The sequence below is a fragment of the Aeromicrobium chenweiae genome, from assembly GCF_003065605.1.
GTDB lineage: Bacteria > Actinomycetota > Actinomycetes > Propionibacteriales > Nocardioidaceae > Aeromicrobium > Aeromicrobium chenweiae.
Map to the genome: position 1 here is coordinate 233,599 of NZ_CP026952.1, position 13,691 is coordinate 247,289.

The 13,691-nt window shown below is 66.9% G+C and carries 12 protein-coding genes and 1 pseudogene; 9 read left to right on the forward strand and 4 right to left on the reverse strand.

The genetic code is table 11. The annotated features are described in order from the left end of the window. Positions 1 to 9 precede the first annotated feature (9 nt). From C3E78_RS01135 to C3E78_RS01145, 3 genes and pseudogenes are all read right to left on the reverse strand, one after another. Positions 10 to 789 (reverse strand): annotated as a pseudogene (locus C3E78_RS01135) (phytoene/squalene synthase family protein); the annotation flags it as partial. After that, the gene (gene crtI, locus C3E78_RS01140) at positions 786 to 2,285 is read right to left on the reverse strand and encodes a phytoene desaturase family protein (RefSeq protein ID WP_199906899.1); all 1,500 of its coding nucleotides are present in this window, start codon (positions 2,283 to 2,285) and stop codon (positions 786 to 788) included. The pseudogene C3E78_RS01135 and the gene crtI, both read right to left, overlap by 4 nt. Then, entirely contained in the window at positions 2,285 to 3,394 is a 1,110-nt protein-coding gene (locus C3E78_RS01145; RefSeq protein WP_159085767.1) for a polyprenyl synthetase family protein, read from the reverse strand. The genes crtI and C3E78_RS01145 overlap by 1 nt, the downstream gene beginning before the upstream one ends. Positions 3,395 to 3,557: 163 nt before the next feature. On the opposite strand from C3E78_RS01145, the gene C3E78_RS01150 reads away from it, so the two are divergent. Together C3E78_RS01150 and C3E78_RS01155 are read left to right on the forward strand one after the other, a co-directional pair. Then, on the forward strand, positions 3,558 to 4,067 hold the full coding sequence (locus C3E78_RS01150) for a DUF2243 domain-containing protein (RefSeq protein ID WP_108576586.1): 510 nt from the start codon (positions 3,558 to 3,560) through the stop codon (positions 4,065 to 4,067). 474 nt (positions 4,068 to 4,541) lie between these two features. Beyond that, entirely contained in the window at positions 4,542 to 5,216 is a 675-nt protein-coding gene (locus C3E78_RS01155) for a TetR/AcrR family transcriptional regulator (protein WP_108576587.1), read from the forward strand. Between the two features lie 9 nt (positions 5,217 to 5,225). Here C3E78_RS01155 and C3E78_RS01160 read toward each other — a convergent pair whose 3' ends face one another. After that, entirely contained in the window at positions 5,226 to 5,714 is a 489-nt protein-coding gene (locus C3E78_RS01160; RefSeq protein ID WP_108576588.1) for a MaoC family dehydratase, read from the reverse strand. Between the two features lie 199 nt (positions 5,715 to 5,913). On the opposite strand from C3E78_RS01160, the gene C3E78_RS01165 reads away from it, so the two are divergent. From C3E78_RS01165 to C3E78_RS01195, 7 genes are all read left to right on the forward strand, one after another. Then, on the forward strand, positions 5,914 to 6,774 hold the full coding sequence (locus C3E78_RS01165) for an enoyl-CoA hydratase-related protein (RefSeq protein ID WP_108576589.1): 861 nt from the start codon (positions 5,914 to 5,916) through the stop codon (positions 6,772 to 6,774). Continuing rightward, the gene (locus C3E78_RS01170; RefSeq protein ID WP_108576590.1) at positions 6,749 to 7,693 is read left to right on the forward strand and encodes a carbohydrate ABC transporter permease; all 945 of its coding nucleotides are present in this window, start codon (positions 6,749 to 6,751) and stop codon (positions 7,691 to 7,693) included. Before C3E78_RS01165 ends, C3E78_RS01170 begins: the two co-directional genes overlap by 26 nt. Further along, complete coding sequence (locus C3E78_RS01175; RefSeq protein ID WP_108576591.1) at positions 7,690 to 8,595, forward strand: carbohydrate ABC transporter permease; 906 nt, start codon at positions 7,690 to 7,692, stop codon at positions 8,593 to 8,595. Before C3E78_RS01170 ends, C3E78_RS01175 begins: the two co-directional genes overlap by 4 nt. 3 nt (positions 8,596 to 8,598) lie before the next feature. Further along, entirely contained in the window at positions 8,599 to 9,858 is a 1,260-nt protein-coding gene (locus tag C3E78_RS18690; RefSeq protein ID WP_279586396.1) for an ABC transporter ATP-binding protein, read from the forward strand. 178 nt (positions 9,859 to 10,036) lie between these two features. Beyond that, entirely contained in the window at positions 10,037 to 11,197 is a 1,161-nt protein-coding gene (locus C3E78_RS01185; RefSeq protein WP_159085768.1) for an ABC transporter substrate-binding protein, read from the forward strand. Positions 11,198 to 11,275: 78 nt separating this feature from the next. Beyond that, positions 11,276 to 12,076 (forward strand): enoyl-CoA hydratase/isomerase family protein, encoded by an 801-nt coding sequence (locus tag C3E78_RS01190; RefSeq protein WP_108580693.1) that lies wholly within the window; start codon positions 11,276 to 11,278, stop codon positions 12,074 to 12,076. A gap of 14 nt (positions 12,077 to 12,090) precedes the next feature. Then, positions 12,091 to 13,620: an AMP-binding protein gene (locus C3E78_RS01195; protein ID WP_159085769.1), complete on the forward strand. Its 1,530-nt coding sequence runs from the start codon at positions 12,091 to 12,093 to the stop codon at positions 13,618 to 13,620. Positions 13,621 to 13,691 lie beyond the last annotated feature (71 nt).

Sequence of the window (13,691 nt, forward strand, 5' to 3'; positions counted from 1 at the left end):
CTCAACCTCGTCGAGGATGCCGCCGTAGAGGCCGAACGCGGTCCAGACGCAGTCACGGCTCGTCGGGTCGAGCAGGTCGATGCCGGGCGCCGCCTGCGCGTACAGGCTCCGCGCCCGATCGACCTCGAAGCGCACCAGGTCGCGGACCTCGGCCGTGACGGGACCCGGCTGCAGGTCCGCGGGCTTCACGCCGAACCGGTCCAGGTCCTCCTGGGGGAGATAGACCCGGCCGCGCACCAGGTCCTCGGCCACGTCGCGGATGAAGTTGGTCAGCTGGAACGCCTCGCCCAGCAGCTGGGCGTGGTGGTGGGCGCGGTCGTCCACGACACCGAGGACCGGCACCATCTGCAGCCCGATGACGGACGCCGAGCCGTACATGTAGCCGCGCAGGTCCTCGTACGTCTCGTAGGAGGAGACCGTGATGTCCTCACGCATCGAGTGCAGGAACGCCTCGACGTACGACAGGGGGATCCGGTACCGGCTCATCGTGTGCGACGCCGCTGCCGCCACCGGGTCGTCCGAGCCGCCGGTCCGGACGGCGTCGAGGAACGCGTCGCCCCACGCGACGAGCCGGTCCGGGTCCGGAGCGGTCAGCGAGTCCACGAAGTCGTCGGCGTAGCGGGCGAAGCCGTACAGGGCGTGGACGTGCGGTCGCTTGTGCGGCGGCAGCAACAGGGTCGCGAGGTAGTAGGACTTGCCGTGCTCGGCGTTGAGCCGGCGGCACGTCTCGTACGACGAGCGCAGCAGCGGGTCGTGGATGCCTGCGGCTTCGAGCTCGCGGGCGCTCACGGCCAGGTCCTCGACCGGTAGCCCGGCTGGGGGCCGGTGATGCGCTCGGCCGCGAGGCGTCCCGAGACCAGCACCATCGGCACGCCGACGCCGGGGGTGGTGCCCGAGCCGGCGAACACGACGTTGTCCCCCCAGATGTTGCGGGGGCGGAAGGGGCCGGTCTGGCCGAACGTGTGCGCCGCCGCGAAGGGGGCGCCGCGCTCCATGCCCTGGGCCTCCCAGTCCAGCGGGGTCGTCGCGTGCTCGACCTCGATGGCGTCCCCGAACCCGGGGTAGCCGCGCCGCTCGAGCGTCTCGATCACGTGCTCGCGGTAGCGCGGCTCGAAGGTCCGCCAGTCGATGTCCGCGTCCAGGTTGGGGGTCGGGAACAGCACGTAGTAGCTGTGCCGGCCGGGAGGCGCGAGGCTCGGGTCCATGTGGGTGGGCACCGACACCAGCAGCGACGGGTCGCTCATGACCCGGCGCTCGTCGATCAGCTCGGTGAACACGCCCTCCCACGAGTCGCCGAAGGAGATGTTGTGCAGCGCGCCCGGGGCGTAGTCGACGGTCGACCCGGCCAGGAGCAGGTAGCAGGAGGGCGAGTACGACAGCCGGGCCACACGGCGCGGGGTGCGGCCGAGGAGGTCACGCCACGCGACGGGGAGGTCCGGCGTCAGGACCACGGCGTCGCAGGCGATCCGCTCGCCGTCCGTCGTGTGCACCGCGGTCGCGCGCTTGCCGTCCAGCTCCACGCGGTCGACCGTCGTGCCGTACCGGAAGGTCACGCCGTGCTTCTCCGCCGCTCCGGCGAGGGCCTGCGGCACCGCGTGCATCCCGCCGCGCGCGAAGAAGACGCCGGCGACCGAGTCCATGTAGCTGATGACGCTGTAGATCGCGAGGGCGTCGTACGGCGACAGCCCCGCGTACATCGCCTGGAAGCTGTAGGCCTTCTGCAGGCGCGGGTCCTTCAGGTACTGCGCGACCTTCGGGGCCAGGCGCCGGAACCCACCGATCGCGGCCAGGCGGGCGAGGTTGGGTGTCGCGACCGAGAGCGGCGAGTCCATGTTGGTGTCGATGAAGTCCCGCATCTCGTAGCGGTAGACCTTCTCGAGGAACGCCGTGAAGTCGCGGAAACCCGCCGCGTCGCCGTGACCGCAGACCTCGCGGATCTCCTGCTCCATGCGGGCGGGATCGGCGTGCACGTCCAGGCGCGAGCCGTCCGGGTACGTCGCCCGGTAGAGCGGGTCGACCGGCACCAGGTCGAGCCAGTCGTCCATCTCCTCGCCGACGCAGTCGAAGGCATCGGCGATGAGGTCGGGCATCGTCAGCACGGTCGGCCCGGTGTCGAACGAGTAGCCGCCGGTGCGGACCACGCCGGCCCGGCCGCCGGGCTCCTCGTCCCGTTCGACGACCGTGACCTGTCGGCCGGCGCCGGCGAGACGGAGTGCTGCGGACAGGCCGCCGAGTCCTGCCCCCACGATCACGACGTGGTCGGTCGGGCCCTTGACGGTGCGCATCAGGACGCCCGTCCGGCGATGCGCTCGGCGAGCTCGGCGAGGCCGGACGCGACCGGTGCGGGCACGTCGCTCGTGCGGATCGCGTCCGCCCCCCGCGCCGTGAGCTCGGCGATCCGCTGCTCGACGAGGTCGAGGGCGCCGGTGCTCACCAGCACCTGCTGCAGTGCCGCGACGCCGGCGGCGTCCAGGTCGCGGTTGCCGAGACCGGCCTCCAGCACCTCGCGGCCGGCCCGGTCCGCGCGGTCCCGCGCGACGAGCACCAGGAGCGTCTTCTTGCCCTCGCGGAGGTCGTCGCCGACCGGCTTGCCGGTGCGGGTCTCGTCGCCGAAGACCCCGAGGACGTCGTCGCGGAGCTGGAACGCCTCGCCGACCGGCAGCCCGTACGCCGAGCAGGCGCGCAGCAGGTCCGGACCGGCTCCCGCGGCCGCCCCGCCGAGCATCAACGGGTGCTCGACGGTGTACTTCGCGCTCTTGAACTGCAGCACGGTGCGCGCCGCGTCCACCGTGGTGTGGTCGCGCGACTGCTCGAGCACGTCGAGGTACTGGCCGGCGACGACCTGCGTCCGCATGAGGTTGTAGATCCTGCGAGCCGCGACGTGCCGGGCCGGTGCGAGGAGGCTGCCGTCCAGGAGCTCGTCGGACCAGGTCAGGCACAGGTCGCCGACCAGCAGGGCGGCTCCGTTGCCGAACTCGGCGGCGTCGCCCCGCAGCCCGCCGCGCCGGTGCTGGCCCGCGAACGCCGTGTGGACGGTGGGGACGCCGCGGCGGGTCGCGCTGTGGTCCATCAGGTCGTCGTGCACCAACGCGGCGAGGTGGAACAGCTCCAGCGCCGCGGCGACGTCGACCGTGGCGTCGGTGACGGGGGTGCCGGTCGCCCGCCAGCCCCAGTACCCGAAGGTGGCGCGCAGCCGCTTGCCGCCGCGGGCCACCTCGCGGAGGATCCGGGTCACGGGCTGCAGGTCGGGACTCACCTCGAGCAGGAGGCTGGACCGCGCTGCCAGGAACGTGTCGAGACGCGCCTCGACACGCTCGAGGAATGCGGCGGCGTCCGCCACCTCCGCGAGGTCCTCGCGCTGGCGTGGCGCGGCGTGCTCAGCCGTCGCGGTCATGATGGGTCGTGGTCCGGCACGTGCTTCCTCGTCGGTCGGTGAGGAGCACCCCTCCTGCGGAGGCATGCTCGCGGTCTCCCTCCATCCTCAGCGAGGTGCATCGAGCGCGCCTCCTGAAATTGCTTCGACGCTTGGGGAGGCGGTGTGCGGGTAATGGGGCGTCATGCCCGCAGACGTGAAGGACCCGACCGCGCGACGTCTTCCCTCGCCTTGGGGTGGGCTCCTCATGGGCATCGGCCTGGGGGGCTTCGTGGACGGGATCGTGCTCCACCAGATCTTCCAGTGGCACCACATGCTGACCGACCAGGAGACGGACAAGACCGTCGCCGGGCTCGAGATCAACACGGTCGCCGACGGGTTCTTCCACCTCGCGACCTGGGTCTTCGTGCTCGCGGGCTCGATCGTCATGCTGCGCAGCTGGCGCCACGGCCGGATGTCGCCGAACCTGCCGTTCCACCTGGGTCTGCTGCTGGCCGGGTGGGGCCTGTTCAACGTCGTCGAGGGCATCATCGACCACCACGTCCTGCAGGTCCACCACGTCCGCGACGACCTCGGCGGTCCGCTGTCGTGGGACCTCGGTTTCCTGGCGTTCGGCGTCGCGTTGCTGGTCGTGGGGTGGTTGCTGTACCGCCGGGGTGCCGAGCGGATGCGCCGCAGGAGCGTCCGGGCGTAGCTGCGCGGCCACGTTACGGTCGAGCCTTGTCTCTCGGGCGAACAGATGCGTGGCCGGTGACCCGTTCTGGAGCACGGTCCGGCCCGAGAATCCTGACCTCGACCTGATTGTCTCGTCGGGCCATCGCCGCTGGATTGCCCGGCCCGACGCCGAAGGGCCCTTCGGGCCCGACCCGACCCCCGGTCTGATCGTCCCCGGTCTCCCGGCGCGGGCAGGTCAGGCGTACGTCGTCCAGAAGGCCCGCGGGAGTCCGGGGGTCATCCCGTCCATCGAGGGCGGCTGTGTGAGGGGCTCAAGGACGATGATGTCCGACAGTTGCCGCCGAGCGCCGGGACGATCTGGACCTGTCCATCTCGTCCTGGGGAGGAGGACAGGCACCCCTCGTCGTATTCAGCGAGAGACGTCGGTCTGGGGCGTAGACTAAGTGTGAGGGCGCCGCTTTACAGTTGAACCTGAACTCAGTATAAGTAAAGTATGGGTGACACAGACACGCCGTTGATCGAGCTGGAAGAGGGACTGTCACCGGAGAGTCCCTCCAAGGACAAGCCGCTAACGGCTAGGGGTGCACGCACCAGGGCCGCGCTGGTCGCTGCCGCCCGGGTCATCTTCGAACGTGACGGTTATCTTGATTGTCGTCTGACCGACATCACCGCGCAGGCCCGGTGCTCGACAGGCACGTTCTACACCTACTTCTCCAGCAAGGAGGAGGTCTTCGCCGCCGTGCTGGAAGCGTCGCAGAACGACATGCTCCACCCGGGCATGCCGCGTCTTGACCCAGGGCAGAGCTCTCACGTCGAGGTCATCGAGGCCAGCCACCGGGCCTATTTCGAGGCCTACCGTCGCAACGCGAAACTCATGATGTTGTTGGAGCAAGTCGCCATGATCGACCCGAAGTTCCGCGAGATGCGCCGCCAACGAGGCAAGGTCTTCGGCGAGCGAAACGCCCGCGCCATTGCGGATCTGCAGCAGCGTGGCTTGGCAGACCCAAATTTGGATCCGTACATGGCGTCCATGGCACTTAACGGCATGGTCGGACGCTTGGCGTATCACAATTTCGCTCTGGGAGACGACATGGAGTTCGAGGCCCTGGTCGACACTGCGACCAAACTGTGGGTCAACGCGCTGAAGATCGTCGCGACGCCAAGCTAACGAACGTACTCAGTGTGGGTGCGTGGCGTGCTCGGTCAAGCGCGCGACCTGCTCGGCGACGCAGAATGGTTTGTCGGCTCCCTCGCGCTCATAGCGTTGGGAGATCACGATATTCGCGGCTGTGCCGAGGTCGTCCACTCTCGAAACCGTCGCACGCATGCGAATCCGGGATCCCACAGGGAGTGGGGAGGGGAATCGGACCTTGTCGTACCCGTAGTTGAGGCTGTGAGCGAATCCGTCGAAGACGATCAGTTCTTCCATCAGGCCGGGTCCCAGTGAAAGCCCGAACAATCCGTGGGCGATTGTCGAGCCGAATTCGCTTTCGGCAGCACGCACCGGATCCACATGAATCCATTGATGATCGCCGGTGAGGTCGGCAAATCGGTCGATGTCTTCTTGGGTCACGTGATGCCAGGTGGTCGCGCCCAGATCGGCGCCGATTAGCTCTCGGAGGTCGGCAGTTGTCCTAGGGCGGAGGGGGCGGGCGAGTTCGATCATGGCGTTCTCCTTCGGTCGCAAGGAACGTACCTGAAGTTGATGTCGAGTTCAATAGACCTCGTATCCATATAAAATCATTTCTGAGATCTTCTGGAATTGAACTTGACACCGGGTTCATGTGTGCGATCACATGGTGTGACGCACACCACGCAGCGCCGGCCTCTCGCCGGACCTGTCCAACCAGGAGGGTTCGTATCCCATGAGCGAAACCGAGCAGCCAGCCACGGTTATGTACGAGATCCAGGACGGCGTCGTCACACTCACGCTCAATCGTCCAGACCGTCTGAACGCCTGGACGCCCCTGATGCAGCAGGAGCTCTACGACTCCCTCGATCGCATCATGTCGGACCCCGATGCTCGGATTGTCGTGCTGACCGGCGCCGGCCGCGGTTTCTGCGGCGGTGCCGACATGTCCGTGCTGCAGGTCGCGAGCGCTGAGACCGAGAAGGGGAGCCGGCCACTCCTGGCGCCGATGTGGTTTCCCAAGCCGATCATCGCGGCGATCAACGGCCCCTGCGCCGGCATCGGGCTGCAGCTCGCACTGATGTGCGACGTGCGGATCGCGGCCCGTAACGCCAAGTTCACCACTTCATTCGCGCGGCGCGGGCTCATCGCCGAGCACGGCCTGTCGTGGCTGCTGCCCAAGATCACAACCATGGCGACGGCTATGGAACTCCTGCTCTCGGCTCGCGTCTTCCTCGCCGAAGAGGCCAAGGAGCTCGGCGTGATCCACCAGGTCGCCGACGAGGGGAACGCGCTCGCCGCCGCTCTCGAGTACGCCCACGACCTCGCCGACAACGTCTCGCCGACCTCGATGGCCGTCATCAAGTGGCAGATGTACAACCATGCTGACGCGCCGCTCCTCGATGTCGTCGATGACTCAGACGTCCTGATGTTCGAGTCGCTCGAGCGACCCGACCTGGCCGAGGGAGTCGCGAGCTTCATGGAGAAGCGCAAGCCGAACTTCCCGCCAGTGCTGATGGCGCACGTGCCAGCCAACACCCGCGTGCTCGGCACGAAGCCCGACTCCCTCGATGCCGAATCCGACCTCCGTGTCTGAGGTGGTCGCCGTCACGCCTCGGCGGCCGGTACGCAGGAACCGGTTCACGGCGTACCTGTTTGTCGCTCCGGCTGCGATATATCTGCTGGTTCTGATGGCATACCCGCTGTTTGAGGGCCTCCGCCTCAGCTTCACCGACACGAACTTGCTCAACCCGCGGGGCGGTGAGTACGTCGGAACGGAGAACTACTCCGAGCTGTTCTCGGACCCCGCCTTCTGGCGCACGCTGCGGATCACCTTGATCTACACGATCGTCAGCGTGGTCGGAGCCATCGGCGTCGGACTGCTGGCCGCCCTCGGCATGAACCGGTTGACCGGCCGTAGTCGGCTCCTTCGCGGACTGGTCATCATCCCGTGGGCCGCCCCGATGATCCCTGTCGCCCTGATCTCCGCATGGATCTTCGACAACCAGTACGGCGTGCTGAACTGGTTCGTCACCAAGGTCGGGATCAGCGACGGCTACGTCCAGTGGCTCGACAACGAGCACACCGCCCTGCCGTCCATCCTGGCCGTCACGATCTGGCGGGTCTTCCCCTTCTCCGCCGTCATCCTCCTGGCCGCCTTGCAGGGCGTCTCGGCCGATCTGTACGAGGCCGCACGCATCGATGGGACGAGTCGGATGAACGTGTTCAAGCACATCACGCTGCCGGCGATCCGTCCCACCCTCGGTGTCCTGACGTTGTTTGTCACGATCTGGTCGCTGCGTCGTTTCGACCTGATCTGGGTGCTGACCGAGGGCGGCCCTCTGGGCTCGACCAACACCTTGGTGATCGACCTGTACAAGACGGCGTTCCGGAACTCGCATCTCGGGCTGGGATCCGCGATCGGTGTCGTCGGCTTTGCCATCTCCACCTCTGTCACGGCGGTGTACTTCCTGCTCGCCGCCCGTAGAGCCCGAGCGACTGGAGCGAACGCATGACCACCATTGCGGAAAGCCAGCCCGCGAGCCGTACGACTCCGCCACTCGCGGCTGCACCCCGGCCACGGCGCCGCATCGGCAAGCTCACGCGCCGCGCGGTGACGACGATCGTGATCCTGGTCGGCATCCTGCTCGTGCTGTTCCCGGTCTACTGGATGTTCGTGACATCGCTGACGACGGACAAGGATCTGACCAGCAGCAGCCCGAGATTCTTCCCCGACTTCTCCCGCTTGGGTATCTATAAGGACGTCCTCGCGGACACCCAGATCTTGAAGTGGTTGGGCAACAGCGCGGTCATCGCGATCGGCACGGCCGTCTGCACCATGGTGCTCGGGTTCTTCGCGGCATACGCGCTGTCCCGCTATCGCTTCAAGGGACAGTCCTTGTTCGGCTTCGCGCTGTTCGCGACGCAGATGCTGCCCGAGGCGCTTCTGGTCGTGCCGTTCTACGCGCTGTTCGTCAGCCTCGGCCTCCTCAACAACCTCGGTGGACTCGTGCTCGTGCACACCGCCTTCGTGATGCCGGTCGTCGTCTTCCTGCTCAAGAGCGCGATCGACGGCGTGCCGGTGGAGATCGAGGAGAGCGCCAAGATGGACGGGGCCAGCTCGCTGACCACCGCGACCCTGGTCGTTGCGCCCCTGATCGCGCCGTCGCTGGCGGCGGGCGCCATCGTCGCCTTCTTCTACGGCTGGGACGAGTTCCTGTTCGCCTCAACCTTCATCACCGATGAGGGCGCCCGGCCTGCGTCGGTGGGGCTCGCCTCGTTCATCGGCGAGTACCTCGTACCGATCAACACCGTGATGGCTGCATCGGCGATCTACACCCTGCCTGCCATTGCCTTCTTCGTGCTGCTCCAGCGGTACGTCGTCAGCGGCCTCATTTCCGGCTCCATCAAGGGATAAGTGATGACCACCACCATGAACACAGAATCGATGCCGACCGGCGGCGTGGCGAGCGCGACTGCGACCGCCGAGCCGAAGATCGCCCTTCGCGGAGTCTCCCGCCTGTTCGGAAAGTCGGCAGCGGTCGACAACGTCTCGCTCGAGATCGAGGACGGTGAGTTCTTCGTGCTCCTCGGGCCCTCGGGCTGCGGGAAGTCCACGCTGCTGCGGATGATCGCGGGTCTCCAGCCGGTGAGCTCAGGTGTTATCGAGATCGACGGTCGTGCCGCGCAGGACATGGAAGCCGACGAGCGGGACCTGGCCTTCGTGTTCCAGAACTATGCGCTCTACCCGCACATGTCGGTGCGCCGCAACATGAGCTTCCCGTTGCTGATGCGCCGCTTCCGGTGGTGGCACCACATCCCGGTCGTCGGGTGGATCGTGCGCCGGCGTCTTATGCGCAGCCCTGAGATCGCTGACGTGATCGACCGCATCGCGGAGACGCTTGGGCTGACCGAGATGCTCGACCGCCTGCCTGCGACGCTCTCCGGCGGTCAGCGGCAGCGCGTCGCGCTGGGTCGGGCCATGGTGCGCGAGCCCTTGGCTTTCCTGATGGACGAGCCGCTGTCGAACCTCGACGCTAAGCTCCGTGCACAGACCCGTAGTGAGCTGATCCGCTTCCACCGCCTGCTCAAGACCACGATCGTGTACGTCACCCACGACCAGGTCGAGGCCATGACGATGGGGGACAAGATCGGTGTCATGAAGGACGGCGTCCTCCAGCAGGTCGGGACGCCTCGCGCGGTCTACGAGAACCCCGCCAACACCTTCGTGGCGCAGTTCATCGGCACTCCCGCGATGAACATGCTTCCCGCCGTGGCGACCGGGGCCGGTGTCTGGCGCGTCGCCGGCCAGGACGTCGCTGTCGACACGACAGCCGCTGGCTCGGCGCACCTCTCGACGGAAATCGCGACGGACTTCCTCCTCGGTGTGCGCAGCGAGTGGGTCGAGATCGTCGAGCCGACCCAGAACTGCCAGTTCCAGGGCCAGGTGGCGGCGGTGGAGGACTGGGGCGCAGAGCAGCTTGTGCGTATCCATCTCGATGCCGGACCGGCCTCGGATGCTGACGCGCAGACGGTGCTCGACGTGGACGCGCACGCCCTCGACGTACGGGTGCCCTCGCACCGCCTCGTGAAGATCGGACAACAGGTGGGAGTCCGCGTAGACCTCGAACGCACCCGTCGGTTCGACCCGGTCACCGGAGACGCCCTCATCTCCGACTAACAGCGGACGTCGATCGACGCCCGCCAGCGCAGTGTGCATCAACAACCACGCAGTGCATCAACAACCAATCTAGGGAGTAGACATGCGGAAAAGAATTTTGGGCACAGTGCTAGCGGCGGGGGCGCTGGTCCTCGCTGGATGCGGCGGTGGGTCCGACTCCAAGGAGAGCTCAGGCCCCGTGGAGATCACCTTCAGCCACTGGGCGCTGACAGCGCCGCCGTTCGGCACCTTCACCAAGATCATGGACGACTTCAATGCTTCGCAGAGCAAGTACGTCATTAAGGCCATCAACGCGCCGTATGAGGGCTATCACGACACGATCTTCACCCAGATCGGTGCGGGCAAGGGACCGACCATCGCCGGCGTCGAGGAGTCCGAGTTCGGCCGCGCCGTCGAGGCCGGCCTGACCACCGACCTGACCGACAAGGTCGACGTGCCGTCTGACGGCCTGGTTGCGTACGACAAGACGCTCTTCGACGGCGACAAGCGGATGGGCGTGGTGTTCACGGCGAGTCCGTACCAGATGCTGGTGAACCGTCCCGCGCTCGACAAGCTCGGGCTCAAGGTCCCCACGACGTACGACGAGTTCCTTGCGACCGCCAAGGCCGCGACCAAGGGCAAGGACAACTTCGGCTTCGCCTTCCGGCACACCTCGTCCGACACCACCGGGTGGTTTGTCGACCTGACCAACTGGCTGTACGGGTCGGGGGGCTCCTGGACCGATGAGTCGGGCAAGCCGACGCTTGACTCTCCCGAGGCCGTCGCGACTGTGAAGCGGATGAAGACCTTCATTGACGACAAGATCATCCCGGTGGGAGCCGACGCTCCGACCTACCGCCGCGCCTTCGGCGAGGGCAAGATCCCGATGGTCATCGAGGCCCTGCCACTGGCCGGGATCATGGCCGCCCAGACGCCCGCCCTGGCCGAGGGGCTCGAGGTGCACCCGTTGCCTTTCGGCTCCGACCAGTACCTGAACATCTACCACGCTGCCTTCGTCAACAAGAACGCGAGCGACGAGGAGAAGAAGGGCGCCGAGGCGTTCCTCAGCTACATGCTGACCGATGACGTCCAGCAGAAGATGCTGGACACGATGGGTGGAGCACTCGGGGCGACTGACGCTCCCTTCTCCTCGGCGACCGACACCTCGAGCCCATGGCTGAAGGACTTCTCGCAGACGGCCGGCGCCGTGAACGAGACGCCGGTGGGCGCCGAGTCCGAGTTCGCAGCCTTCCGTCAGATTTTGCTCGACCAGGTCGAGAAGATCTTCGCGGGTCAGGTCTCGGCCGAGGACGGTCTGGCCGAAGCGCAGAAGCAGGCGGTCGAGCTCCTCGACAAGTAAGGCCCCGCACGGTGGAGCGGATGGTGTCGCCGCCCGATGGGCGGCGACACCATCCGCAGACAGAAGAGGTGTTCGGACATGGATTATCAAGACATCACCGTCGAGACCCGCGAGGAAGGCATCACCTGGCTGACGCTGAACAGGTCGGCGTCGATGAACGCGTACACCTCGTTGACGGTGCAGGAGTGCACGCACGCGGTGGGGGTCTTCGCCGCTGACGACTCATCCAGGGTGCTGGTGATCACCGGCGCCGGACGCGGATTCTGCTCCGGCGGTGACGTCAAGAGCCAGGTCGAGCTCGAGGTCGCGGACACGCGCGTGCTGGGTCATGCGACGGTCATGCGCGAGGGCTTCCACCCGCTGACCCGTGCCATGCGCCAGCTCGACAAGCCAGTCATCGGGATGATCAACGGGCCGGCCATGGCGGGCGGACTGGTCCTGGCGCTTTTGACGGACATCCGGGTGGCGAGCGACCGTGCGACCTTCGGTGATCCGTCCGGATCCGTGGGGCTGCTCCCTGATGAGGGAGGGGCCTGGCTCTTCCCCCGAGTCATGGGCCTGGAGCGAGCGTTGCGCATGACGCTGCTCGCGGAGACATACGGAGCCGATCAGGCGCTCAGCCTGGGTCTGGTCAGTGAGGTCGTGCCGCACGACGAGCTGGAGGACAGAGTCCTGTCCCTCGCTCGTACCTTGGCCGCGCGCGCCCCTCTGGCGGTCCGCCTCGCCAAGCGGATGATGATCCGCGCCCAGGAGTCGACGATGTCGCAGGCCCTGGACGACGCCGAGCTCGCAGTCATGATCACCAACGACAGCGCGGACTTCGCCGAGGGCGTGGCCGCGTTCCTCGGGCGTCGTGCGCCGCGATTCGAAGGCCGATGACCGAGGTGAGCGAGATGACCGCCAACATGAATGTGTCCTACACCCCGACCGCCCAGGCGGCACTCCATCCTGATCACCCGGCGCAGATCATGGCGGGCTCGGGGAAGGTCATGACGTACGCCGAGCTGGACGCTGAGTCCGCCCGGATCGCCCGATTGCTCCGAGAGCGCGGACTGCGCACGGGTGACCATGTGGCGCTGCTTGTCGGGAACCACGAGCGCACCCTGCAGTTGTGCTGGGCGGCTCAACGCTCAGGTCTCTACTGGACGCCGCTCAACACTCGCTGGACGGTTGACGAGCTCACGCACGTCGTCAGTGACAGCGGAGCGGCGGCTCTTTTCGTTGCTGCCGACTTCATGGCGACCGGCCAGGAGATCGCCGAGCTCGTGCCCGCACTCAAGGTCCGGATCGGACTGGACGGCGGGGGAGGCCTGTTCGAGGGCCTCGAGCAGGCGTGCGCCGGGCTGTCCGGCGAGCCTCTGGACGACGAGTCCGAGGGGTGCGACATGTTGTACTCCTCCGGCACGACCGGCAAACCCAAAGGGGTCAAGCCGGGCTCGGTCGGTGCCCCCTTCGGGACGCTGGACGCCACCACGACGGCGATCCGCAAGAACCACGGAATGACCGAGGACAGCGTGTTCCTCGCTGCCACCCCGTTGTTCCATGTCGCAGCCCTGGCGTCCGCGCTCACCTCACACCGCATTGGCGGCATCGTCGTGGTGCTGGAGCGTTTCGGCACCACAGCCTTCCTCAGCGCGGTGGAGACCTTCGGCGTCACCCACACGATGGTCGTCCCCACGATTCTCAGCCGCCTGCTCGAGGTGCCCGAGGAGAGTCGGGCGCAGCACGACCTCAGCAGCCTGGTCTTTGTGGGCCACGGTGGGGCGCCGTGTCCGGTCTCGATCAAGGACCGTTCCCTAGAGTGGCTTGGTCCGATCGTCTACGACTGCTGGGGCGCGACCGAGCGCCCCGGTCTCACGATGATCGGACCGGATGAGTGGCCACTCAAGAAGGGGTCCATCGGGCGTCCCATCTCCGGGGTGGCGCACGTTCTCGACGAGCAGGAGCGTGAGCTCCCGCCCGGTGAGGTCGGCTATTTCTACTGGTCGGGCAACAAGCCGTTTGAGTATCACCACGACCCAGTCAAGACCGCCGCGTCGCGCGACCACCGGGGTTGGTGCACCGTCGGCGACATGGGCTACATCGACGAGGACGGCTACCTGTTCATCACCGACCGAGCCGCCCACATGATTATCACCGGCGGGGAGAACGTCTACCCGCTGGAGGTGGAGAACTTGCTCGTCGAGCACCCCAGAGTGCGGGATGTCGCGGTCATTGGTCGCGACGACGCCGACTACGGACAGCGGGTCGTCGCGGTCATCGAGCCCACGCCGGGCGACGAGGCCGGAAGCGAGCTGGCCGAGGAGTTGCTCGCCTTTTGCCGGAAACGGCTGGCGGGATACAAGTGCCCGCGCACGATCGAATTCCTGCCCCATCTACCGCGAAGTGCCACCGGCAAGCTCGTCAAACGCCTGCTGATCTGAGCCGGACGTCAATTCGTCCGAAATATGCCCACCAAATCGACCGAGGCCATTGAAGTGGATACCTAGCTCCG